Origin of the sequence: Polymorphospora sp. NPDC050346, assembly GCF_040655695.1 — a bacterium.
GTDB lineage: Bacteria > Actinomycetota > Actinomycetes > Mycobacteriales > Micromonosporaceae > Polymorphospora > Polymorphospora lycopeni.
Genome location: NZ_JBFAKM010000004.1, coordinates 182,559 through 206,503, shown reverse-complemented (window position 1 = coordinate 206,503; position 23,945 = coordinate 182,559). Strand labels below are relative to the sequence as shown.

Here is a 23,945-nt window from a genome sequence, read left to right as displayed (position 1 = left end):
GGTGCGATACAGCTTAGGGGGTCAGGGCACGTAGCGCGTCCCGGGTCGCGGCGACCGGCGGGGGGCCGGCACCGCCCGGAACACGGCCGAGCCGGTGGTCGAGGGCGGTGTGCCGGCGTCCGGCACCGACGGTGCGCACGGCGGCGGCGAGCGCCCGCCGCGACCCGACCAGTACGACGATCTTCCGGGCCCGGGTGACGGCGGTGTAGAGCAGGTTGCGTTGCAGCATCATCCACGCGCTGGTGGTCAGCGGTACGACGACCGCCGGGTATTCCGAGCCCTGCGAGCGGTGGATCGTCATCGCGTACGCGTGCGACAGCTCGTCGAGTTCGTCGAAGTCGTAGTCGACGAGTTCGTCCTCGTCGGTGCGTACCTGGAGGGTCTGGTCCTCGGTCGACAGGGCGGTGATGACGCCGAGGGTGCCGTTGAAGACCCCGGCCACGCCCTTGTCGTAGTTGTTTCTGATCTGGGTGACCTTGTCGCCGATCCGGAAGACCCGGCCGCCGGAGCGGCGTTCGGGCAGTCCCTCGCGGCCCGGGGTCAGCTTCTGCTGGAGCAGTCCGTTGAGGGTGCCGGCGCCGGCCGGGCCGCGGTGCATCGGGGTGAGGACCTGGATGTCGCGGCGCGGGTCGAGGCCGAACTTCTTCGGCATCCGCTCGCAGGCGACGTCGACGGCCAGGGCCGCGGTCGCCTCGGTGTCGTCGCACGGGAAGAGGAAGAAGTCGGTCAGCCCCTGGGTGACCGGCGGCCGGCCGGCGTTGATCCGGTGGGCGTTGGTGACAACGCCGGACTGCTGCGCCTGGCGGAAGATCTGGGTCAGCCGCACCCGGGGGACGGGCGCGGCGGCGAGCAGGTCGCGCAGCACCTCGCCGGCGCCGACCGACGGCAACTGGTCGACGTCGCCGACCAGCAGCAGGTGCGCCCCGGGCGGTACGGCCCTGACCAGCTTGTTGGCCAGGATCAGGTCGAGCATCGACGCCTCGTCGACGACCAGCAGGTCGACGTCGAGCGGGTTGTCGCGGTCGAAGCTGGGGTCGCCACCGGGCCGGAGCTGGAGCAGCCGGTGGACGGTGGCGGCCGGGTGCCCGGTCAGGTCGGCGAGCCGTTTCGCCGCCCGGCCGGTCGGCGCGACCAGGGTCACCTTGGCCTTCTTGGCCACGGCGAGGGTGACGATGGAGCGTACGGTGAAGCTCTTGCCGCAGCCGGGACCACCGGTCAGGACCGCGACCTTCGACGTCAGCGCCAGCCGCACCGCCTGTTCCTGCTCGGGTGCCAGGTCGTTGCCGGTCCGGGTACGCAGCCAGGCCAGCGCCCGGTCCCAGTCGACGTCGGCGAAGGCGGGCATCCGGTCGGCGCGGTCGCGCAGCAGCCGGGTCAGGGTGCCGGCCAGTGACGTCTCGGCCCGGTGGAACGGCACCAGGTAGACGGCGTCGACCGGAGCGCCGTCGGATCCGGGGACCGGCTCGCGGACCACGCCCTCCTCGGCGACCAGGTCGTCGAGGCAGCCGGTGACGAGGTCGACGGGTACGTCGAGGATCTTCGCGGCGTCGGTGACCAGGTCGGGCGCGGGCAGGTAGCAGTGCCCGTCGTCGGCCGCCTCGGACAGCGTGTACTGCAGGCCGGCCTTGACCCGCTGCGGGCTGTCGTGCGGGATGCCGACCGCCCGGGCGATGGTGTCGGCGGTCTTGAAGCCGATCCCCCACACCTCGGCCGCCAGCCGGTACGGGTCGTCGCGGACCACCGCGATCGACTCGTCGGCGTACTTCTTGTAGATCCGTACGGCCAGCGAGGTGGAGACGCCGACCCCCTGAAGGAAGATCATCACCTCCTTGATCGCCTTCTGTTCCTCCCACGCGGCGATGATCTTCGCGGTGCGTTTCGGGCCGAGTCCCGGCACCTCGACCAGCCGGGCCGGGGTCTGCTCGATCACGTCGAGGGTGTCGAGCCCGAAGTGGTCGACGATCCGCTCGGCGAAGACCGGACCGATCCCCTTGATCAGGCCCGATCCGAGGTAGCGGCGCAACCCCTGCACCGTGGCCGGCAACACCGTCGTGTACGACTCGATGTCGAACTGGCGGCCGTACTTCGGGTGGCTCGACCAGCGGCCGACCAACCGCAGGCTCTCCCCCGGCTGCGCGCCGAGCAGCGCCCCGACCACGGTCAGCAGGTCGGCGCCGCGGTCGGTGGCGACCCGGGCGACGCTGTAACCGGTCTCCTCGTTGACGTACGTGAACCGCTCCAGCACCGCCTCCAGCACGGCCCCGCGCGGCGGACCGGCCGGCGGGGCGGAGGATCCGGACGTACGGGTCGGCGACGTGGTCACGCCGACATGCTGCCGGCTACCCCTGACATCCGCCAAGCCGATGCCGCCCACCGGCGCACGGCCGCGTGGTGCCGGCCCCGTTCGCGGCCGGGATCTTCGGGCATGATTTCCGGAGTCACCCGGAAAAGCGGTCAGATCCTGTCCGCTTCCCTTGCGAGGCTTCTCCTCGTGCCAGCCGACGAGAACGACCACGAGGACGCGCGATGACCGTACTGGACACCAGGGCGCTCAACCGCGCGACACTCGCCCGGCAGTTGCTGCTCGACCGCGCCGACCTGCCCGTACGCGACGCCGTCGCGCACCTCTGCGGCCTCCAGGCACAGGAACCGCAGGAACCGTTCGTCGGGCTCTGGTCACGGCTGCGCGCCTTCGACCAGGCGGACCTCTCGGAGCTGCTGACCGAACGGCGCGTGGTGCGGGTCCACCTCATGCGCCGCACCGTCCACCTCGTCACCGACGAGGACGCCCTGGCCTGGCGCGCCCGGCACGCCGCCATGCTGCGCCAGCAGGTACTCGGCGTCTACCGCCGCGAACTCGACGGGGTCGATCTCGACGAACTCGCCGCGGCGGGCCGGGCGGTGCTGGCCGACGGCGAGCCCCGCTCGATGGCCGAGGTCGTACGGGCGCTCGCCGGGCGCTGGCCGACACCGGGCCACCGGGCCCTCGGTGAGATGGTCGTCGCCGCCCTCGTACCGGTGGCGCAGATGCCGCCGCGCGGGCTGTGGCGTACGAAGGCGGGAGTGCGCAACGTACTGCTCTCCTCGTGGCTCGGACGTGAGATCGACCCGCCGGCGCAGGACGGCACCGACCCCGTCGGCGAGGCGCTGGTACGGCGCTACCTGGCCGCGTACGGCCCGGCGACCGCCGGCGACCTGCGCGCCTGGTGCGGCCTGGCCGGGCTGCCGACCGCGGTGGCCGCGATCCGCGAGGAACTGGTGACCTTCCGCGACGAGCGCGGACGCAAACTGCTCGACCTGCCCGACGCACCGCGCCCCGACCCCGACACGCCGGCCCCCGTGCGGTTCCTGCCCGCGTTCGACAACGCGATCCTCGGCTACCAGGACCGGAGCCGGATCATCGACGACGTCCACCGGGGGCTGTCGGTGGCCGGCGAGCGCGTCGTGCTGGTCGACGGCCGGGTCGCCGCCACCTGGACCGTCGAGGCGGGCACCGTGGTCGTCACCCCGCTACGCCGCTTCTCGCGGGCCGACCGCACCGCCGTCGGCGAGCAGGGGCGGGAGGTGGCGGCGTTCCTGTCCGACGACGAGAGCCACCGGGTACGCGTCGCCGCCTCTCCCGGGTGAGCGGCACCCCGCTCAGCTTCCCGTCGCAGCAACTGTGCGATCGCACCGCCACGTGTCACCCGCGACCACTTCCTTGACGTTGGGGAGTGGCCACTCGGCGAATTGTCGCCGCAGCGCCTTCAGGTCGCCGCCCCAGTCGGACAGGTTCAGCCTCGGACGCTCATCAGTAGCGGAAATTGCGGTAGTCCGTCTCCTCCCACTCCTCCTGGTTGTGTCTGTGGAGCACGCCACCGACCCGGGTCAGCAGGAGAACGTCGTTGTTCACCAGAAGTGCCGCATCCTCCACCGTGCCACCGAGCACCTTGGCCACCGTCCTCAGCATGTTGGGCCTACCCAGGTCGCTCAGGGTGTCCTTGCGCATGTGGAAGGCGAGTTCGACGTAGTCTTCCGGCTCCCACAGCCACCGGGTACCGCGGTCGGCCCGAGCCTCGTAATAGCCCTGCCGCCCGCCGTAGATGGTCACCGAATACCCGTCCCGTTCGGGCTGCCCACCGGCCAGAAGGCGCCCGTACCCGGTCCGGGCCGGTCGCTCCGCGACCGTCACGGCGGCCAGTTCACCGACCCGTTCCAACGACATGTCCGTCGCCAGGGCCAACAGATAATCGATCGACACAACCAATCTCTCCTCAGTCCGTCCGCAGAATCTGCACGATCGAACCATCCCGTTTCACTGCGACCACTTCCTTGAGATCGACCACAGGCCAGTCATCGAACTGTCTTTGCAGGTCGACCAGACGACCGCGCCAGTCCGCGAGATGGACTGCCACACGCTGGGTCTGTTCCTCCCTGACCTTCCTGACCACCGCAGTCCAGACACCCCGAACGGAGGTTTCGGCCTCCGGGGCGTAACAGTCGAAGACATGCCCTTCGACCAGGTAGTCGGGTGCCTTCTCCGGATTACCGGTGTCCCCGGTGTTTCGTCGGGCCTCCGCGACCGCCACCCGCGTCGGGTTCTGGTGGACCAGGTAGCCCCGGTCGGCCAAGACATCGGCGCACTCGTTTTCCAGTTCGTACGAACGCCGTTCCCGTGGCTTCTCCTTCGGAGAGATACTGGTGCGGGGACCGGTCGGTTTGCCGCCGGGAACGCCGGTTGCCGGCCGGGACCAGGGCACCCCGACGACCGGGTGTGGAGTCGAGCCGGCAGGGCTGGCCGGTGTGGGGCCGCCAGCCCCGGTCAGTTTCCCGCCGCGCCCAGCCGCCGGGCCTCCGCGATCGCGGCCGTCACCTGCTCGCCGGCGGTGGCGACACGCTGGCCGAGCTGGCCCAGCACCTCCCGGATGCCGCCGAGCGCCGACAGCAGCGGACCGGGGTCGCCGCCGCGCAGAACCATCGCGACCAGTCGCTGCGCCTCGCCGACCTGGCCGGCGGTGGCGGTCACCGCGTCGCGGGCGGTGGCCAGTTCCCCCTGCACGGACCCCAGTACCGAGATCGTCTCCTCGGAGGAGGCCTGCCGTGGTACGGCCGCACAGGCCGTCGCCGCCTGGCCGAACGTTTTCCCGAGGCCGGACAGGCCACTCTGGATGCTGCCGATCGTGGACCGTACCTGCGCCATGCCGGCCGCGACCGCGATGAACCCGGCGGCGGTGGCCCGTACGGCCGCCTCCTGCGCCCGGTTGTCGGCCGTCGCGGCCAGGTTGTGCGCCGCCTCGACCCCCGCTGCCAGAGCCCGCAGCTCATCAGTGATCTTCTCGACCTGCGACACGCGATCCACCCCCGACGGTTCCAGCCTCCGGGCTACAACGTATCCGGCGACGCCCGCCCCGTCTCGCACCGCGCCCCCGTCTCGCGGGGCGCGGCCGCGGTGATCGTCTGCTGTTCCGCTGCCTCTGGCACGGCGTGTCGAACGGCGGAACAGCAGACGATCATCAGGGGCCGGGTGGGCCGGCCCCGTCCGGGTCAGACGTTCGCGATCAGGACCGCCGGTTGTTCGACGCAGTCGGCGACGAAGCGTAGGAAGCCGCCGGCCACACCACCGTCGCAGACCCGGTGGTCGAAGGTGAGACTGAGCTGGCCGACCTTGCGTACGGCCAGCTGCCCGTCGACCACCCACGGCTTGTCGACGATGCGGCCGACGCCGAGCAGCGCCGCCTCCGGGTGGTTGATGATCGGCGTCGAGCCGTCCACACCGAACACCCCGTAGTTGTTCAGCGTGAACGTGCCGCCGGTCAGCCGCGCCGGCGGCAGCGTGCCGGCCCGCGCGTCGGCCGTCGTACGCGCCAGTTCGGCCGCGAGTTCCGTCGTGGTCATCCGGTGGGCGTCGGCGATCACCGGCACCACCAGCCCACGGTCGGTCTGCGCGGCGATGCCGAGGTGCACCCGGCCGGAGCGGACGATCTCGCCACGCCCGGTGTCGACACGCGAGTTCAGGTCCGGGTAGCGCCGCAGCCCGGCCAGGCAGACCCGGGCCAGCAGCGCGAGTACGCTCACCGGCTGCTCCGGGTTCGCCGCGTTGATCGCCGCCCGGGTGTCGAGCAGGCCGGTCGCGTCGACGTCGACCCAGATGGTCACGTCGGGGATCTCCCGCCGGCTGCGGGACAGCTTGTCGGCGACCGCCTTGCGTACCCCACGCAGCGGAACGACCACGTCGTCCTCCGCCGCCCCGGAAACGGCCGCGACGGCGGGCGCCGGTGCCGGGGCCAACGGGGCTGCCGCCAACACGGTCGAAGACGACGCCGCGGTCGACGCCTCCTCGACGTCGGCCCGGCGGACGATGCCACCCGGCCCCGTGCCGCGCACCGTGGTCAGGTCGACGCCGCGGTCCCGCGCCAGCCGCCGCACCAGCGGCGAAATCACCAACGCCGCGCCGCCCCCCGCCCCAGCCCCGGCCGAAGCCGCGCCGCCCCTCGCCGCACCAGCCCCCGCCGCGTCGATCGAGGAGAAGTCGTGGCCGGGAACGGACGAATCCCCCCCGATTTCCCCTTGATCAACGCGCGATCCGGCGCTCGACCCGGCGCTCGACCCCACGCGCGGCCCAGCGCTCGACCCGGCGCGCAAGCCGGCGCTCGACCCGGCGCCCGCCCCGGCACGCGACCCGGCGGGGGGCGTGCCGACGCGGCGACGGCGGCGGGTGGTCGGGGCGTGGCCGGTGCCGTAGCCGATCAGGACGTTGCCGGAACCGGCCCGTTCCTGTTCCCGGTACGCCGCGTGCCCGGGTGGCTCGGGCCGCCCGTCGCCCGGCAGTCCGGCGTCCGGTGATCCGCCGGCCGCGTCGAGCGGGGCGATGGTGACCAGGGGCTGGCCGACCGGGCGGCTCTCCCCCGCCGTCCCGTGCAGGGCGACGACCCGGCCGGCGTACGGGCACGGCACGTCGACGACCGCCTTGGCCGTCTCGACCTCGACGACGATCTGGTCCACGGTGACGGTGTCGCCGACGGCGACCCGCCACGAGACGATCTCCGCCTCGGTCAGCCCCTCTCCCAGGTCCGGCAGGTTGAAGACGCGGCTCATGCCGCCACCGCCGACAGCCAGCGGAGGTCGGGGCGGTCGTCCCACTGCAGGCGGGCCACCGCGTCGAGCACCCGGTCGACGCCGGGCAGGTGGACGTGCTCCAGCTTCGGCGCCGGGTACGGGATGTCGAGTCCGCTGACCCGCAGCACCGGGGCGTGCAGTGAGTGGAAGCAGCGTTCCTGCACCCGGGCGGCGATCTCGGCGCCGACGCCGGCGAAGCCCTGCGCCTCCTGGATGACGACGCAGCGGCCGGTGCGGCGTACGGAGGCGGTCACCGTGTCGTCGTCGAACGGCACCAGGGTGCGGCAGTCGACGACCTCGAGGTCCCAGCCCTCGGCGACCGCCGCCTCGGCGGCCTCGAGCGCGACCGGCAGCGACGGGCCGTACGCGATCAGGGTGGCGTCGCGGCCGGGCCGGCGGACGACGGCGGTCCCGAACGGCTCGGCGCGGACCGGCAGGTCGGCGTCGGCGCTGGCGAAGTAGAGCTTCTTCGGTTCGAGGAACACGACCGGGTCCGGGTCGGCGATCGCCTCGCGCAGCAGCGAGTACGCGTCGGCGACGGTGGCCGGGGTGACGACCTTCAGCCCCGGGGTGTGGGCGTAGTACGCCTCGCTGGAGTCGCAGTGGTGTTCGACGCCGCCGATGCCGCCGGCGTACGGGACCCGGATGACGATCGGGACGCTCAGCGCGCCACGGGTCCGGTTACGGATCTTGGCGACGTGCGAGGCGATCTGTTCGAACGCCGGGTAGGCGAACGCGTCGAACTGCATCTCGACGACCGGCCGCAGCCCGGACATGGCCATGCCGACGGCGAAGCCGACGATGCCGGCCTCGGCGAGCGGGGTGTCGAAGCACCGCTCCTCGCCGAAGTCGGCGAGCAGCCCGTCGGTGATCCGGAAGACGCCGCCGAGCTGGCCGACGTCCTCGCCGAAGACGACGACGCGTTCGTCGTCGGCCATCGCGTCGCGCAGCGCGGCGTTGAGGGCCTTGGCCATGGTGAGCTTCGCCATCAGCGCTCCCCCTCACCGGCGAGTTCGGCCTCGGCGGCAAGTTCTGCCCGCACCTGTTCGCGCTGCTCGCGCAGTTGCGGCGTCGGTTCGGCGTAGACGTGGTCGAAGAGGCTGAGCGGGTCGACGGCCGGTTCCTCGGCCATCCGGGTGCGCAGGTCGGCGGCGTACGCCTCGGCCCGGTCGTGCACGGCCGCCACCGCGGCGTCGTCGAGGGCGCCGAGCCCGCGCAGGTACGTCTCCAGCCGGGCGATCGGGTCGCGCCCGAGCCACGTCTCGACCTCGTCGCCGGTGCGGTAGCGGGTGGCGTCGTCGGCGTTGGTGTGCGGCTCGATCCGGTAGGTGTGCGCCTCGACCAGGTAGGGGCCGCGGCCGGCGCGGGCGTGCGCGACGGCGGCGTTCACGACCGACAGGACGGCGAGCGGGTCGTTGCCGTCGACCTGCTCGGCGGGTACGCCGTACCCGACGCCCTTGTGGGCCAGCGACGGGGCCGCGGTCTGCTTCGACAGCGGGACGCTGATCGCGTACTTGTTGTTCTGCACGAAGAAGACGACGGGTGCCTTGAAGACGGCGGCGAAGTTGACCGCCTCGTGGAAGTCGCCCTCGCTGGTGGCGCCGTCGCCGATGAAGACCAGCGCGACGGTGTCGCGGCCCTGCCGGGCCTCGCCGTACGCGAGGCCGGCGGCGTGCACGGTCTGGGTGGCGAGCGGGGTGCACTGCGGCGCGGTGCGGTGCGCGGCCGGGTCGTAGCCGCAGTGCCAGTCGCCGCGCAGCAGGGTCAGCACCTCGACCGGGTCGATGTCGCGGGAGACCAGCGCCATCGACTCGCGGTAGGTGGGGAACATCCAGTCGGTGGGGCGCAGCGCCAGGACCGCTCCGACCTGGCAGGCCTCCTGGCCGCGCGACGACGGGTAGACGGCGAGCCGGCCCTGCTTGGTCAGCGCGGTGCACTGGATGTCGAAGCGGCGGCCGACCACCATCCGGCGGTGCAGTTCGACGAGCTTCGCGACGTCCGGCTGGTCGCCGGTGGGGCCGACGAGGGCGCCGGTCTCGTCGAGCAGGCGTACGGGCTCGGGGCTGGGCAGCAGTGCGGCGGCGGGGTCGGGCCGCTTGACCGTACGGCGGCTGCGCGGGGTTGTCCCGCGGACCGCCTGTCGTGTCGTCGTCACAGGGACCTCCTGGGTCGGCGTGGGCCTATGCTCACGCTGTCGGATGATTGCCTCAACCTCGCCGGAAAACGCGGGACGGATGACCGACGGGAGCCCCCTCGATGAGCCAGATGTCCGCAGATGAGAGCCAGGTCACCGCGGCACCGGGACGAACGGCACGTCCGCCGGACGACGTCGACCGCCGCCTGCTGGACGCGCTGGTCCGCGACGGCCGGGCGTCGATCCGTACCCTCGCCGAACGGCTGCACATCTCGCGGACCAACGCGTACGCCCGGGTCGAGCGGCTGGTCCGCGACGGGGTGATCACCGGCTTCCACGCCCGGGTGGCGCCGGAGCCGGCCGGGCTGGGCACGTCGGCGTACATCGCGCTGCGGATCGAGCAGAACACCTGGCGGGAGGTGTCGGCGGCGCTGGCCCGGGTGCGCTACGTCGAGCACGCCGCGCTGCTCGGCGGCGACCACGACGTACTCGTGCTGGTCCGGGCGCCGGACAACGCCGCGCTGCGCGACCTGGTCCTGGGCCGGGTGCAGGGCATCCCGGGCGTGCTGTCGACGACGACCTGGCTGGTCTTCGACGAGTTCGACGGCGTCGACACCCCGTGGACGTGAGGCAGCATGGAAGCGTGAACGAACCGATCGACGCCCTGGCGGAGCTGGTGGGGACCGGCGACGTCGTCGTCCTCAGCGGGGCGGGCCTGTCCACCGAGTCCGGCATCCCGGACTACCGGGGGCCGAGCGGGGTGGCCCGCCGGCACACCCCGATGACCTACCAGACCTTCACCGGCGACCCGGACGCCCGGCGGCGCTACTGGGCGCGCAGCCACCTGGGCTGGCGGACGATCGCCCGCGCCGCCCCGAACGCCGGACACCGGGCGGTCGCCGACCTGGAACGGGCCGGCCTGCTCAGCGGGATCGTGACCCAGAACGTCGACGGGCTGCACCAGGCCGGCGGTGCCCGGTCGGTGGTCGAACTGCACGGCAACCTGGACCGGGTGGTCTGCCTCGGCTGCGGCGCGGCCGGCCCGCGCGAGGAACTCGACCGGCGGCTGCGGGCGGCCAACCCCGGGTTCGCCGGGCAGGCGCTGGCCGTCAACCCGGACGGTGACGTCGAGTTGGGCGACGACGACGTGGCCCGGTTCCGCACCGTCGACTGTGCCGGCTGCGCCGGCGGGATGCTCAAGCCCGACGTGGTGTTCTTCGGTGAGACGGTGCCGCCGGGCCGGGTCCGGGACTGCTTCGAACTGGTGGAGAAGGCCCGGCTGCTGCTGGTGCTGGGTTCGTCGTTGACGGTGATGTCCGGCCGCCGGTTCGTGATCCGGGCCGACAAGCTCGGCATCCCGGTGGCGATCGTCAACCAGGGCCCGACCCGTAGCGACGGGTGCGCCACGCTGACGGTCGACGCGCCGCTCGGCGCCGTACTGCCCGAACTGGTCGGCCTGGTGGGTGCGGCGGCGGCCGGACCGGTGCGGGTGGTCTGATCAGGCATGGGCCGGGCCGTCGAGGAGACCAACCGCCGGTTGCTGCGCGCCCGCGACGCGATGGACCGGTCGTACGCCGAACCGCTGGACATCCCGGCGCTGGCCCGTATCGCCCTGGTCTCCGAGGCGCACTTCATCCGCTCCTTCCGCGCCACGTTCGGCGAGACCCCGCACCGCTACCTCCAGCGCCGCCGGGTCGAGCGGTCGATGTCGCTGCTGCGGGAAACCGACCGCAGCGTCACCGACATCTGCATGGCGGTCGGCTTCAGCAGCCTCGGCACGTTCAGCCGGACCTTCCGCGAGATCGTCGGCGAGTCGCCGAGCGCCTACCGGGAGCGGGCCGCCGTGACCGCCGCGCCGACCTGCTTCACCCGGCGGTGGATGCGACCGAGCAGTTTCGGAGAAGCACCGGCCGGCAGCAGGCCAATAGCGTGAACAGCATGTTGAACAGCATCCGACTCTCCCAGATCTACGTACTCGACCAGGACGAGGCGCTCGACTTCTACGTCGGCAAGCTCGGCCTGACGGTGCACACCGACGAGGACCTCGGCTTCATGCGCTGGCTCACCGTCTGCGTACCCGGCGAACCCGACCGGCAGATCCTGCTGGAGCGGCCCGGCCCGCCCGGCCTCGACCCGGCCACCGCCGACCAGGTCCGCGAACTGGTGACGAAGGGTGCGACCGGCGGAACGCTCGGCTTCACCACCGACGACGCCCAGAAGACGTTCGAGACGCTTCGGGACCGGGGTGTGGAGATCACCGACGAGCCGACGCAACGGCCGTACGGGACCGACTTCGGGGTGCGGGACCCGTTCGGCAACGCGATCCGCATCCTCCAGCCGCCGTCGGCGCCCGCGGCCTGACGCCGGGGACCGGGCGCCCGCGGCGAGCCGCCGCCGGCGTCCGGTGCCGTACGCCGGACCGCGGGGCGCGGTCAGGCGGCGGCCGGACGTGACCCGGCGGACCAGGGCCAGGGGACGTCGCGGAAGGCCGCCTCGACCAGGAGGCGTTCCACGTCGAGCAGGAACCCCTCGGCCGGCCCCGGCGGCAGGTAGCGGGTGTTGACGGTGAGCACCACCCCGAGCGCGCCGGGCACGTCGATCACCTGCATCCGGCACCGCCACAGGAACACCGGCGGCGGCTCCAGCCAGGTGATCGTGGTGCGGGCGGTCGCCGTACGCACGGTCGCCTCGTCGGGGGGCGGGCCGACGAATCCGGGGTGCCGGGGCAGCCGGATGTCGTTGAGATAGCAGTAGGGCTCCAGCACGGTGCGGGGGTCGTGCCCGAGGTCGGCCATGGCGCGGTCGAGCGCCAGCGGGTCGTAGTAGGCGTACCGGTAGGCGTCGAGCGCCGCCGCGGCGGTGCGGTGGAGCAGGGTCGTGAAGTCGGGGCGGCCGGCGAGGTCGACGACGCACAGGCCGATCTGGTTGAGCTTGGCGACGGCCTCGCCGTAGCCGGGCTGGAAGCGGTTGCCGGCCATGGTGAGCACGCCGCAGGTGGTGGCGTCCTGCCGGGCGGCGACGACCGCGGCGGTGGCGGCGAGCAGGACGGTCGAGGTGCTGACCCGGTGCCGGGCGGCGATGATCCGGGTGGTCAGGTCGAGCGCCTCGGAGGTCAGCAGAGCCTGCCGGTACGGCGGTTCGAGGGCCGGCCCGACCGGGTCGAACATGCTGGCCGGCAGCCGCCGGAAGCCGCCGCTCCAGTGGGCGACGGAGCGGTCGGAGCGGTGCCGTTCGCGGCCGGCCTCGCGGCGGGCGATGTCGATCGACTGGAGGCCGGCGGGGGTGGACACCGTGCCGCGCAGCAGGAGTTGGCGCAGGTCGCGCAGGACGATCTCGGCGCCGTGGAAGTCGACGGTCCCGTGGCTGAAGACGATCACGACGTGGCGTACCCGGTCGTCGACGACGACCAGGGCGACCCGCAGCGGCCATTCCTCGGCGAGGTCGAACGGGGTCGCCCCGAGCCGGTCCATCAGGGCGCGGGCGGTGCCGGCACCGCCGTCGGGGTCGTCGCCGCCGTCGGCGACGAGCAGCGGGAGCCGGCCGTGTTCGGCGGCGACCTGGGCGGGTTCGCCGTCGACGGGCCGGATCCGGGTGCGCAGCGACTCGTGCCGGCCGACCAGCGTGCCGAGGGCGGCGGTGACGGCCGGGAGGTCGGCGCGGGCGCGGGGCGAGACGCTGACGGTGCGCCGCAGGTGGAGGAAGATGCCCTGACCGGCGAGGTCGGCCGGGGAGCGCCACATCGACCGTTGGCCCCAGGTGAGCGCCGCGGTCGCCGATCTCGTCCCCCGAAACGGCGCGTGGACGATCTCGCCCGTCACCAGGTCTGTCGGCACCTTCACCTGCTCATGTCGCCTGTCCCGTCGGCATCGTCGCATCGCCGGGCCACACATCGAAACACAGCCGGGTCGGGGCCGACAACACCGGTTCCGGTAACGCCCGGGAGACGGACGCCTTAATTTCGGTCCTATATGGATGGAATCGATGGTTCGGGTTCAATGTGGTGCGCCGTTCGGCCGATCCCACCCAGGGTGCCAGTACAGGCACACTGCGAAGCGGGTCACCGGGAAGACCCGTCCATGATGATCAACTACGCCGCCGGCACGCGGCACACCACCGGTGTGTCCGGCGAAATGAGGGCAAACGGCATGACAGGTGTCGACCTACCAACCCGTCCCGAGGCCGCACCTGAACGGGTGATCCCCGAAGTGGCACCGGAGGCCGCGCCGCCGTCGTTCGGCCAGGAACGACTGTGGTTCATGGAGCAGTTCGCGCCCGGCACCCCGGCGTACGTGATCCCCTCGACGATCCGGCTGCGCGGGCCGCTCGACCCCGACCTGCTGCGGCAGGCGTTCGACGCGGTCGCCGCCCGGCACGACAGCCTCCGGATGCGGTTCACCCAGACCGCCGACGGGCGGCCCCGGGTGGAGGTCGCCGACGCGGTACGCGTCCCCCTGCCGCTCGTCACCGCCGACGACGAGGAGCACGGCCGGGCCCTGGTGGCCGCCGCCGCCCGGCGGCCGTTCGACCTGACGCACGCCCCGCTGGTGCGCGCCCTGCTGGTCCGGCTCGGCCCCGACGACCACCTCCTGCACGTCGCCACCCACCACATCGTCAGCGACGGCTGGTCACAGGACCTGCTGTTCGCCGAGGTCGCCGCGCACTACGCCGCGAGCCTCGACGGCGAGCCGGTGCCGCCCGCACCGGTGACCCGGTACACCGACTACGCCGCCTGGCAGCGCGACCGGGCCGACGGGCCGGCCGCCACCGGCGAACTCGACTACTGGCGCGAGGCGCTCACCGGCGTACCGCCGCTGGACCTGCCGACCGACCGGCCGCGCCCGGCCGAACAGCGCTACGACGGCAGGTCGCAGCACTTCCAGCTCGACGCCGAACTCACCGACGGACTCAAGCGGCTGGCCCGCGGCCGGCGGGCGACGCTCTACATGACCCTGCTGGCCGGACTCCAGGCGCTGTTCTTCCGCTACACCGGACAGCGCGACTTCGCGATCGGCTCCCCGGTCGCCGGCCGGGTCGTCCCCGAACTGGAGAACATGATCGGCCTGTTCGTCAACACGCTGGCGCTGCGCGCCGACGTGTCCACCGACGACGGTGCCGAGCCCAGCTTCGCCACCCTGCTCACCCGCACCCGGGGTACGGCGATCAAGGCGCTGACCCGCCAGCAGGTGCCGTTCGAGCGGCTGGTCCAGGAACTGAACGTCACCCGCGACGTCAGCCGTACCCCGGTCTTCCAGGTCCTCTTCGCCCTGCAGAACTACCAACGCGGCAGCAAGCGGTGGCCGGCCGGGCTGACCGCCGAACCGTTCAACACCCGGGTACGCAGCGCCCGCTTCGACGTCTCCTGCTACCTGACCGAGACCCCGGACGGGATCCGCGGCGAGTTCCTCTACAACACCAACCTCTTCGACGCCGACACCGCCGGCCGGATCGCCGACCACTACGTCAACCTGCTGCGGGCCGCGGTCGCCGCGCCCGACCGGCCGCTGGTCGACCTGGACCTGCTCGGCCCGGCCGAGCACGAACGGCTGCTCGGCTTCGCCACCGCACCCGACCCGCTGCCGCCGCCGGCCGCCGTACCGGCCGGCGACACCCTCGCCGACCTGGTCCGCACGCACGCGGCCGCCACCCCGGACGCCCCGGCGGTGGTCTGCGGCGCGGACTCGATCACCTACCGCGAACTGGACCGGCGCGCCGACAAGCTCGCCCATCACCTGCGCGGGCGCGGCGTCGGCCCGGACACCCTGGTCGGCGTCTGCCTGGAACAGTCGGTCGACCTCGCGGTGGCACTGCTCGCCGTGCTGCGGGCCGGTGGCGCGTACGTGCCACTGGATCCCGAGCAGCCGCCGGCCCGGCTGGCCACCATGCTCGCCGACGCCGGGCTGTCCCTGCTGCTGACCGGCAGCGACCTGCTCGAGCCGCTCGCCGCGGCCCGGGCCGACCGGCCCGGCACGATCCCCGAACCGGTCTGCCTCGACCGGATCGGCGCCGAGATCGACGCCGGCCCGGACGGGCCGCCCGACGGTGGTCCGGCCCCGGACAACCTCGCGTACGTCATCTACACCTCCGGCTCGACCGGCACGCCGAAGGGCGTCGCGGTCGCCCACCGGCAGGTGGTCAACTACCTCGCCGACGTACGCCACCGCTTCGACATCGCGCCGGCCGCCCGCTACGCGCTGCTGCAGTCGATGTCGTTCGACTTCAGCGTCACGGTGTTCTACCTGGCGCTGTCGACCGGTGGGGTCGTACACCTGGTGCCGCGCCGGTGCACCGGCGCCGAACTCGCCGACGAGCTGGCCCGCAACGCCATCGACTACATCAAGATGACGCCGTCGCACCTGGCCGCGCTGGCCGCCGACACCGGCCCCGGCCCGCTGCTGCCGCGCCGCGCGCTGATCCTCGGCGGCGAGGCGTCCGACCTGTCGTGGGCCGCCGGGCTCGCCGCCGGCCCCACGGCCGTCCTCAACCACTACGGACCGACCGAGGCCACCGTCGGGATCACCACCGACCGGGTACGGCCCGACGACACCGGCCCCGGCATGGTGCCGATCGGCCGGCCGCTGCCGCACGCCCGGGTGTACGTGCTGGACAGCACCGGCCGGCCCGCCCCGATCGGCGTCCCCGGGGAGATCTACCTCGGCGGCGACCGGCTGGCCCGCGGCTACCTGGGCCGGTCCGACCTGACCGCCCAGCGGTTCGTCGCCGACCCGTACGGCCCGCCCGGGTCCCGGATGTACCGCACCGGCGACCTCGGGCGGTGGCTGCCGGACGGCCGGCTGGCGTTCCTCGGCCGCGGCGACCACCAGGTCAAACTGCGCGGCTACCGGGTCGAGCTCGGCGAGGTCGAGGCGGCGCTGCGGGACACGGCCGGGGTCGGGCAGGCGGTCGTGGTGCTGCGCGACGACCGGCTGGTCGGCTACCTGGAACGGGCCGGCGACGGCACCGACGTCGAGCCGGCCGAGTTGCGCCGCCGGCTCGCCGACCGGCTGCCGGAGTACATGATCCCGGCCCGCTACGTGTGGCTGGACCGGTTGCCGTTGCAGGACCACGGCAAGGTCGACCGCAGGGCGCTTCCCGAGCCGGTCGACGACCGGCCGGCCGGCGAGCGGGTGCCGCCGCAGGGACCGGTGGAGACCACGATCGCGCTGGCCTGGGCGGAGATCCTGAAGCTGCCCGAGGTCGGTGTCACCGACGACTTCTTCGAACTCGGCGGGCACTCGCTGCTGGCCACCCAGGTCGTCGCGCGGCTGCGCCGGGAACTGCCGGCGGCCACCAGCGCCGAGCTGCGGCCGCTGAGCGTCATGGACCTGTTCAAGCACCGCACCGTACGCGAACTGGCCGCCCTGGTCCTCGGCGACGCCGGCCGGGCCGGCGGGCTGCTGCACGAGCTGACCCCCGCCGTACCGGCCGGGCAGGTGGTCCGGTCGCTGGTCTGCGTGCCGTACGGCGGCGGCAGCGCGGTGGTCTACCAGCCGCTCGCCGACGCGCTGCCGGCCGGCCACCGGCTCTACTCGGTGGCGGTGCCCGGGCACGACATCGGGCTCGACGACGAGCCGGCCCCGATCGAGGAGGTGGCCCGGGCGGTCGCCGACGAGGTGCTGGCCACCGTCGACGGGCCGCTGGTCCTGTACGGCCACTGCGGCCCCGGCGGCGCCCTCGCCGTCGAGGTGGCCCGGCTGCTCGAGGCCGCCGGCCGCGACCTGGACGCGATCTACCTGGGCGGGGTCTTCCCCTTCGGCCGGCCGGTCGGCGGGGTGCTCGGGCCGCTGATGCGGCTGCGGATCGCCGAACGGATCCGCAGCGACCGGATCTACCGCACCTGGTTGCAGGCGCAGGGCGCCGACATCGGTGCGCTCGACGCCGACCAGGCCGCGTTCCTGATCCGGGCGATGCGGCACGACGCCGAGGTGTCCGAGGACTACTTCAGCGCGCTGATGCACCGCGGGGTCACGCCGCTGCGGGCGCCGATCGTGTCGGTCGTCGGCGACCGCGACCGGGGCACCGAGTGGGCCGAGGAACGCTACCGGGAGTGGCACTTCCTCAGCGACCGGACCGCGCTGGTGTCGATCGACGAGGGCGGGCACTACTTCCTGAAGTACCGGGCCGATGAGTTGGCCGAGATCGTCACCACGGTCGACGGGCGGCTCGACGGGCCGGCGCCGGACGGTGGGCCGGCCGCGGTCGCGACGACCCCGGACGACGCCGCCCCGGGCAGCGCCACCGTCGCCGACGACGACGGTGCCGAACCGGCGTGGCGGCTGGTGGAGGTGTCCCGCCGCGACGGCAGCCCGGGCCCGGCGAAGTCCACGCCGGCCGGAAAGGCCGCCGGCCGTAGGGAGCGCCGGGAGCCGACGCCGAGCATGAAGCGGTTCGGGCTGGTCGCGGCCGGCCAGATCGTCACGATGGCCGGCACCGCGCTGACCAGCTTCGCCGTACCACTGTGGATCTTCATCGAGACCGGCTCGCTGGCCCGGTTCGCGCTGTTCTCCGTACTCGGGCTGGTGCCCGGCATGGTCGTCGCACCGTTCGCCGGCGCCCTGATCGACCGGACCAGCCGGCGCCGGGTCATCCTGCTCGCCTGCTGCGCGGCCGGCGTCGCCAAGCTCGCCGTCGCCGTGCTGCTGCTCACCGACCGGGCCCAGACCTGGCACTTCTACGTCCTGGTCGGCTGGCTGTCGGTGACGCTGGCGTTCCAGCGGCTGGCGTTCGTGTCGGCCGTGCCGCAACTGGTGCCCAAGCGCTTCCTCGGGCACGCCAACGGCATCGCGCAGATGGCCACCGGGCTGACCCAGTTCATGGTGCCGCTGGTGGCGGTCGCCCTGCTGGAGGCGATCGGCCTCAAGGGCATCCTCGTGGTCGACGTGGTGACGTACGCTCTCGCGATCGTGATCCTGCTCGCCATCCGCTTCCCGCGCACCATGGCCCTGCGCCGGCGGGAGACCCTCACCGCCGAGATCGCCGGCGGGGTGCGTTACTCGCTGCGCCGCCGCGAGTTCCGCGCCATGCTGGCGTTCTTCGCCACGCTCAACTTCTTCCTGTTCCCGGTGCTGTTCCTGCTCTCCCCGCTGGTGCTCGGTTTCGCCGACCTGGCGGAGGTGGCCCGGATCGCGATCGTCGGCGGGATCGGCGGTGCCTGCGGCGGCCTGGTGATGCTGGTCTGGGGCGGTCCCCGGCACTACCGGATGCGGGCGGTGCTGATCGGCACCCTGGCCATCGCCGCCGCCTGCGTGCTGACCGGCATGCGACCGTCGCTGGTCGTGATCGGGGCCGGCGCCTTCGGGATGTACTTCGCCCTCGCCCTGGTCAACGGCATCTACAACACCGTCGTGCAGACCAAGGTGCCGCAGCGGTTCCACGGCCGGGTGTTCGCGCTCAACCAGATGGTGGCCTCGTCCACGATGCCGATCGGCTGGGGAATCGTCGCCCCGCTGGCGTCGAAGGCGGCCGAGCCGCTGCTGCTGCCCGGCGGTGCGCTGGCCGGCAGCGTCGGCGCGGTGATCGGGGTCGGCCCCGGTCGCGGCATCGGCCTGCTCTACCTGGTCTTCGGGCTCGGCATCGCGGTGACCGCGGTGATCTCGATGCGGACCCGGGTCCTGTCCCGCTTCGACGACGAGGTCCCGGACGCGCCGCCGGAGGACGTGATCGGGATCGAGGCCCGGCGGGCCCGGACGGTCCCCGGACCTCGCAAGCCGGCCGACGACGGCCCCGTCGGGCCGGACGACGACAGTGACGACCCGGCCCGGCGGCCGGTGTCCGTGGCGAGCGGGAGCTGAGATGGCGTCCACGACGGTCACCCCGGCCCGCAGGGCCGCGCGTACGGTGCCGGACCTGCTCGCCTGGCGGGCCGAGGCACACCCCGACCGGGTGGCGATCGAGGTGCACGGCGTCGCGACGCTGAGCTTCGCGGCGTGGGAGTCGGCGGCCGGCGCGGTCGCCGCCGCCCTGCACCGCCGGGGCGTACGTCCCGGCGACCGGGTCGGGCTGGTCTTCGGCGCCCGCGACTGGGTCGACTTCGCGGTCGCGTACTGCGGGGTACAGCGGGCCGGCGCGGTGTCGGTGCCGCTGTCCGACCGGCTGGCGCCGGGGCAGCTCCGGCACGCCCTGGAGCACTGCGCGGCCGCCGCCGTGCTGCACGCCGGTGCCGCCGGCACGGGTCCGGACGGCGCCGACGGGCTGCCGGCGTACCCGGTGGCGGAGCTGTCCGGCGAGCCGGCCGGTGACGCGCCGGTGGTCGACCACCGGGTCCGGCCGGGCGACCTGGCGCAGATCCTCTACACGTCGGGCACGACCGGGCGGCCGAAGGGGGTCGGCGCGACGCACGCCAACCTGACCGTGCACGCGCCCAACCATCCGCGCCGGCTGGCGCTCGGCCACTCCGAGCGCTTCCTGCACGCGTTCGCGATCGGCACCAACGCCGCGCAGACGATGCTGTTCAACGCGCTGTCCGCCAAGCCGACGGCGTTGACGCCGGCGCAGTTCACGCCGGGCCGGTTCGCCCGGCTGATCGCCACCCCCGGCACCGGCACCGTGTTCCTGGTGCCGTCGATGGCGATCGAGCTGCTCGACTCCGGGGCGCTGGACGGCCGCGACCTGTCGCACGTACACCTGATCGGGTCGACGGCGGCGGCGCTGGCACCGGCGGTCGCCGCCCGGCTGTCGGCGGCGTTCCCGTCCGCGGCCGTGGTCAACTACTACTCGTCGACCGAAGCCGCACCGGCGCAGACCACGATGATCTTCGACCCGGCGCGGCGGGACGCGGTGGGCAAGGCGGTCGGCGGCACCCTCATGATCGCCGACGACGACGGCGAGCCGCTGCCGGCCGGCGAGACCGGCCACGTCTGGCTGCGCTGCGACCACCCGCGCGCCTACTACCGCGACGCCGAGGCCAGCGCGGCCACGTTCCGCGGCGAGTGGGTCCGGATGGGCGACGTCGGCCGGATGGACGCCGACGGCTACCTCTACCTGACCGACCGGCACCAGGACGTGATCAAATCCGGGGCGTTCAAGATCTCCAGCCTGGAGGTCGAGGCGGCGCTGCACGAACACCCGGCGGTCGCCGAGGCGGCCGTGGTCCCGGTCCCCCACCCGGTCCTCGGGTCGGCCATCGCCGCCGTCGTGGTGGCCCGTCCGGACACCCCGCCCGCCGACCTGGAACTGCCCGCGCTGCGCGGCTTCCTCGCCGGCCGGCTCACCGACTACCAACTGCCCACCCGGGTGCTCGTCGTCGAGGACCTGCCGCGCAACGAGGGCGGCAAGGTCGTCAAACGGGAGCTGATCACCCGCTTCGAAACCCAGGCCGAAACTCAGGAGGGTCCGTGACCACCGCCGAGGCGACGTACGCCCAACACGCCGTCTGGTTCACCGAGCAGGCCGGCGTCGCCGGCACCGCCTACCACATGGCGCTCGGGATCCACTTCGACGGCACGCTCGACGAGCGGGCGCTGACCGAGGCTTGCACCGCCGTCATCGCCCGGCACGAGGGACTGAGCAGCGCGGTCGAGACCGATGCCGACGGGGTGCCGCACCTGGTGCCCGCCACCGAGAAGATCACCCTGGGCAGCGGGCCGCTCACCGACGACCGGGTACGGGCCGAGATCGACCGCCCGTTCGACCCGCGCCGGGGGCCGCTGGCCCGGTTCACCCTGCTGACCGGCGCCCCCGACCGGCACCTGCTGCTGGTGACCGCCCACCACCTGGTCTTCGACGGCATGTCCAAGGACGTGCTGGCCCGCGACCTCGCGCACGCGTACGACGCCGCCGTCGCCGGCCGCCCCGCCGACCTCGGCCCGGCCGCCGACCACAGTGGACACGCTGCGGCCGAACGGGAGCGGGTCGCCGCCGCGCTGCCGGCCGCCCGCGACTACTGGGCGGGCCGGTGGAACCCGCCCGGCGACGTCGTCCTGCCCGGCCTGACCCGGCAGCCGGTCGCCGCCGCACCGGGCGCCACCGTCGAGTTCGACCTCGACGCCGACCTGGTCGCCGGCACCGCCCGGCTCGCCGCCGACCTCGGCGTCAGCCGCTTCGAACTGCTGCTGGCCGCCGTCCACGCCCTGCTGCACCGCTACGGCAACGAGGCACTGCCGGTCGGCGTCGGCCTGTCGACGCGTACGCCGGACACCGCCGGACAGATCGGCCTGTTCGTCAACGAACTGCCGGTGCCCGCCCCGGCCCCGGACGCCACCTTCCGGGCGTACGCGTGCGCGCTGCGCGCCGAGCTGCGCCAGCTCTACCGGCACCGGGACGTACCGCTGGCGCAGGCGGTCAGCGGGCTGCGCCCGGCCACCGCGCTGACCCCGGTGTCGGTCGGCTACCGGCGCCGCGCCCCCGAGCCGGCGTTCACCGGCGTCGCCAGCCGCGTCGACTGGACGATCTTCGGTGGCACCGCCCGCAACGCGCTGCACGTGCAGGTCGTCGACAGCGGCACCGGCCTGACCGTCGGCTTGCAGCACAGCCCGGACGCGATCCCCACCGACGCGGTCGCCCGGATCGGCGCCCACCTGCGCACCCTGATCGCCGGGGCGGTCGCCGACCCGGACCGGGCCGTCGACGAACTGCCCATCCTGCCCGACCGCGAACTCGACCTGGTGCTGGAGATCTTCAACGGCACCGCCCGCGACTACGCCGCCGACAGCCTGCCGGCCCGGTTCGCCGAGCAGGTCCGGCAGCGCCCCACCGACATCGCCCTGGTCGACGGGGACCGGGAGCTGACGTACGCCGGGCTGGAGGCGGTCAGCGGCCGGCTCGCGGCGGTGCTGCGCGACCGTGGTGTCGGCCCCGGTTCGCTGGTCGCGGTCGGGCTGCACCGCTCCTGGACCGCGGTGGCGACCCTGCTCGCCGTACTGCGTGCCGGAGCGGCGTACCTGCCGGTCGACCCGGACCTGCCGGCGGCCCGGCAGGCGGCGATCCTCGCCGACGCGGCCCCCGCCCTGGTCGTCACCACCGCGTCGGCCACCACCGCCGACGTCGCCACGGAACTGGCCGGCGGGCCGGACGTGCTGCCGGTCGACGACCTCGACACCCTGCCGGAGCCGGCCGGCGTCCCGGCGACCGCCGACCCGGCCGGCACCGACCTCGCGTACGTGCTCTACACCTCGGGCTCGACCGGCCGGCCCAAGGGCGTACGGGTGCCGCACGCCGCGCTGGCCAACCTGCTGTACGCCATGGGTGACGTGCTCGACAGCCGCCCGACCGACCGGTGGCTGGCGCTGACCTCGATGTCGTTCGACATCTCGCTGGTCGAGATGTTCCTGCCGCTGGCCACCGGCGGCCGGGTCGTCGTCGCGTCCGGGGTCAGCGCCGCCGACGGGGCCGCCGTCGTCCGGCTGGTCGAGACGCACGGGGTGACGAACGTGCAGGCGACCCCGTCCGGCTGGCGGGTGCTGCTGGCGGCCGGCATCGGTGGCGCCGACCGTGAGCTGGTCGCCCTGGCCGGCGGCGAGGTGCTGCCGACCGCGCTGGCCCGTGAGCTGCACGACCGGGTCGCCCGGGTGGTCAACGGGTACGGCCCCACCGAGGCGACGATCTACGCCACCACCGAGGAGGTGACCCGGGGCCGGGAGGTGACGATCGGCCGGCCGGTCGCCAACGCCCGCGCCTACGTCCTCGACCCCCAACTGCGTCCGCTGCCGATCGGCGTACCCGGCGAACTGGTCCTCGGCGGCGCCGGAGTGGCCGACGGCTACCTGGGCCGGCCGGAGCTGACCGCCGACCGGTTCCGCGCCGACCCGTACGACGCCCCGCACGGGCGGCTCTACCGCACCGGCGACCTGGCCCGGTGGACCACCGACGGGCGGCTGGAGTTCCTCGGCCGCGCCGACCACCAGGTCAAGATCCGCGGGCACCGGGTCGAACTCGGCGAGATCGAGACGCGGCTGCTGGAGCACCCGGCGGTCACCGGCTGCGCGGTCACGCTGCGCGACGGCGACGAGGGCGACAGTCGCCTCGTCGGCTACGTCGTGCCGGCCGGCGCCGCGCCCGACCCGGCCGCGCTGCGCGCCCACCTCGCCGAGACCCTGCCGGCGGTGATGGTCCCGGCGACCTGGGTCCTCCTCGACACGCTGCCGCTGAGCCCGAGCGGCAAGCTCGACCGGGCCGCGCTGCCCGCGCCGGCCCGGGAGCGGACCGAGCCGGCGGCCGGCACGCCCGGCGACACCGGCCCGGACGACGGCGCGGCGGTCGCCGACGAGGTGGTCGAGGAGATCCGGACCATCTGGCAGGACGTCCTCCAGATCGACGACATCGGCCTCGACGAGGACCTGTTCGACCTCGGCGGCCACTCGCTGACCATCACCCGGATCAGCAGCCGCATCCACCAACGACTGGGAGTTGAATTGTCACTGGAGGTCTTCTTCGAAATGCCCACGATCGCGGAGATCGCCGAGGTCGTCCGGGAGGCCCGTCGATGACCGCCCCCGGCCCGCTGCACCAGCGGCTCGCCGAACTCGTCCACGAGGCGACCGGCGGCGCGGTGTCGGTCGCCGACGCGCTGGCCGGTGACGTTCCCCTGGTCGCGCTGGGTCTGGACTCGCTCGGGCTACTCCGGTTGATCGATGCGATCGAGAGCGAGTACGACGTCGAGATCGATCTCCAGGGCAACACCGGCAGCCTCGACGAGATCGCCGCACATCTGGCCGAACGGGTTTCCGCGGCTCCTCCGACGGGCCGGCTAACGTAGAGGGCGGCTGCCGGATGTCGGCCCGAT

17 protein-coding genes are annotated in these 23,945 nt (G+C 73.6%); 9 read left to right on the top strand and 8 right to left on the bottom strand.

What is annotated here, in order from left to right; genetic code table 11:
* Positions 1–13 precede the first annotated feature (13 nt).
* Positions 14–2,257, bottom strand: a complete 2,244-nt coding sequence (locus tag AB0I42_RS06470) for an ATP-dependent RecD-like DNA helicase (RefSeq protein WP_357534873.1) — start codon at positions 2,255–2,257, stop codon at positions 14–16.
* A gap of 269 nt (positions 2,258–2,526) precedes the next feature.
* On the opposite strand from AB0I42_RS06470, the gene AB0I42_RS06465 reads away from it, so the two are divergent.
* The gene (locus AB0I42_RS06465) at positions 2,527–3,627 is read left to right on the top strand and encodes a winged helix DNA-binding domain-containing protein (RefSeq protein ID WP_357534753.1); all 1,101 of its coding nucleotides are present in this window, start codon (positions 2,527–2,529) and stop codon (positions 3,625–3,627) included.
* A 163-nt stretch (positions 3,628–3,790) separates the two neighbouring features.
* On the opposite strand, the gene AB0I42_RS06460 is transcribed toward AB0I42_RS06465, so the two are convergent.
* The 6 genes from AB0I42_RS06460 to pdhA all read right to left on the bottom strand — a co-directional run bounded on the left by AB0I42_RS06460 (position 3,791) and on the right by pdhA (position 9,250).
* The gene (locus AB0I42_RS06460; protein ID WP_357534752.1) at positions 3,791–4,240 is read right to left on the bottom strand and encodes a SitI3 family protein; all 450 of its coding nucleotides are present in this window, start codon (positions 4,238–4,240) and stop codon (positions 3,791–3,793) included.
* Positions 4,241–4,253: 13 nt separating this feature from the next.
* The gene (locus AB0I42_RS06455) at positions 4,254–4,676 is read right to left on the bottom strand and encodes a hypothetical protein (RefSeq protein WP_357534872.1); all 423 of its coding nucleotides are present in this window, start codon (positions 4,674–4,676) and stop codon (positions 4,254–4,256) included.
* A gap of 125 nt (positions 4,677–4,801) precedes the next feature.
* Entirely contained in the window at positions 4,802–5,329 is a 528-nt protein-coding gene (locus AB0I42_RS06450; RefSeq protein WP_357534750.1) for a DUF6244 family protein, read from the bottom strand.
* 194 nt (positions 5,330–5,523) lie between these two features.
* Positions 5,524–7,074 carry a dihydrolipoamide acetyltransferase family protein gene (locus AB0I42_RS06445; protein WP_357534748.1) on the bottom strand — a complete coding sequence of 517 codons (1,551 nt, stop codon included), beginning with the start codon at positions 7,072–7,074 and terminating at the stop codon, positions 5,524–5,526.
* A complete protein-coding gene (locus AB0I42_RS06440) occupies positions 7,071–8,084 on the bottom strand; it encodes an alpha-ketoacid dehydrogenase subunit beta (protein ID WP_357534746.1) in 1,014 nt (337 codons plus the stop codon). The genes AB0I42_RS06445 and AB0I42_RS06440 overlap by 4 nt, the downstream gene beginning before the upstream one ends.
* Positions 8,084–9,250, bottom strand: a complete 1,167-nt coding sequence (pdhA, locus tag AB0I42_RS06435; protein WP_357534745.1) for a pyruvate dehydrogenase (acetyl-transferring) E1 component subunit alpha — start codon at positions 9,248–9,250, stop codon at positions 8,084–8,086. Before pdhA ends, AB0I42_RS06440 begins: the two co-directional genes overlap by 1 nt.
* 110 nt (positions 9,251–9,360) lie before the next feature.
* Between pdhA and AB0I42_RS06430 the strand changes: the two genes are divergently transcribed.
* The 4 genes from AB0I42_RS06430 to AB0I42_RS06415 are packed head-to-tail and all read left to right on the top strand — an operon-like array spanning position 9,361 to position 11,590.
* Positions 9,361–9,858 carry an Lrp/AsnC family transcriptional regulator gene (locus tag AB0I42_RS06430; protein WP_357534744.1) on the top strand — a complete coding sequence of 166 codons (498 nt, stop codon included), beginning with the start codon at positions 9,361–9,363 and terminating at the stop codon, positions 9,856–9,858.
* Between the two features lie 14 nt (positions 9,859–9,872).
* Complete coding sequence (locus AB0I42_RS06425; RefSeq protein ID WP_357534742.1) at positions 9,873–10,727, top strand: NAD-dependent protein deacetylase; 855 nt, start codon at positions 9,873–9,875, stop codon at positions 10,725–10,727.
* A gap of 6 nt (positions 10,728–10,733) precedes the next feature.
* Positions 10,734–11,162 (top strand): helix-turn-helix transcriptional regulator, encoded by a 429-nt coding sequence (locus AB0I42_RS06420; protein ID WP_357534740.1) that lies wholly within the window; start codon positions 10,734–10,736, stop codon positions 11,160–11,162.
* Between the two features lie 5 nt (positions 11,163–11,167).
* Positions 11,168–11,590, top strand: coding sequence for a VOC family protein (locus AB0I42_RS06415; RefSeq protein WP_357534738.1), 423 nt, complete (start codon positions 11,168–11,170; stop codon positions 11,588–11,590).
* A gap of 71 nt (positions 11,591–11,661) precedes the next feature.
* Here AB0I42_RS06415 and AB0I42_RS06410 read toward each other — a convergent pair whose 3' ends face one another.
* On the bottom strand, positions 11,662–13,062 hold the full coding sequence (locus tag AB0I42_RS06410; protein WP_357534736.1) for a condensation domain-containing protein: 1,401 nt from the start codon (positions 13,060–13,062) through the stop codon (positions 11,662–11,664).
* Between the two features lie 360 nt (positions 13,063–13,422).
* On the opposite strand from AB0I42_RS06410, the gene AB0I42_RS06405 reads away from it, so the two are divergent.
* From AB0I42_RS06405 to AB0I42_RS06390, 4 genes are read left to right on the top strand one after another with little or no spacing between them, the layout of a single operon-like run.
* Positions 13,423–19,017, top strand: coding sequence for an amino acid adenylation domain-containing protein (locus AB0I42_RS06405; protein WP_357534734.1), 5,595 nt, complete (start codon positions 13,423–13,425; stop codon positions 19,015–19,017).
* 1 nt (position 19,018) lies between these two features.
* Positions 19,019–20,563, top strand: coding sequence for an AMP-binding protein (locus AB0I42_RS06400; protein ID WP_357534733.1), 1,545 nt, complete (start codon positions 19,019–19,021; stop codon positions 20,561–20,563).
* Complete coding sequence (locus AB0I42_RS06395; RefSeq protein WP_357534731.1) at positions 20,560–23,649, top strand: amino acid adenylation domain-containing protein; 3,090 nt, start codon at positions 20,560–20,562, stop codon at positions 23,647–23,649. The genes AB0I42_RS06400 and AB0I42_RS06395 overlap by 4 nt, the downstream gene beginning before the upstream one ends.
* A complete protein-coding gene (locus tag AB0I42_RS06390; protein ID WP_357534730.1) occupies positions 23,646–23,918 on the top strand; it encodes an acyl carrier protein in 273 nt (90 codons plus the stop codon). The genes AB0I42_RS06395 and AB0I42_RS06390 overlap by 4 nt, the downstream gene beginning before the upstream one ends.
* Positions 23,919–23,945: the final 27 nt, after the last annotated feature.

Coding starts and splice junctions, on each gene's coding strand:
- AB0I42_RS06465 (WP_357534753.1), top strand. CDS start 2,527: ATGACCGTACTGGACACCAGGGCGCTCAACCGCGCGACACTCGCCCGG.
- AB0I42_RS06445 (WP_357534748.1), bottom strand. CDS start 7,074: ATGAGCCGCGTCTTCAACCTGCCGGACCTGGGAGAGGGGCTGACCGAG.
- AB0I42_RS06440 (WP_357534746.1), bottom strand. CDS start 8,084: ATGGCGAAGCTCACCATGGCCAAGGCCCTCAACGCCGCGCTGCGCGAC.
- AB0I42_RS06430 (WP_357534744.1), top strand. CDS start 9,361: ATGTCCGCAGATGAGAGCCAGGTCACCGCGGCACCGGGACGAACGGCA.
- AB0I42_RS06420 (WP_357534740.1), top strand. CDS start 10,734: ATGGGCCGGGCCGTCGAGGAGACCAACCGCCGGTTGCTGCGCGCCCGC.
- AB0I42_RS06415 (WP_357534738.1), top strand. CDS start 11,168: ATGTTGAACAGCATCCGACTCTCCCAGATCTACGTACTCGACCAGGAC.
- AB0I42_RS06400 (WP_357534733.1), top strand. CDS start 19,019: ATGGCGTCCACGACGGTCACCCCGGCCCGCAGGGCCGCGCGTACGGTG.
- AB0I42_RS06390 (WP_357534730.1), top strand. CDS start 23,646: ATGACCGCCCCCGGCCCGCTGCACCAGCGGCTCGCCGAACTCGTCCAC.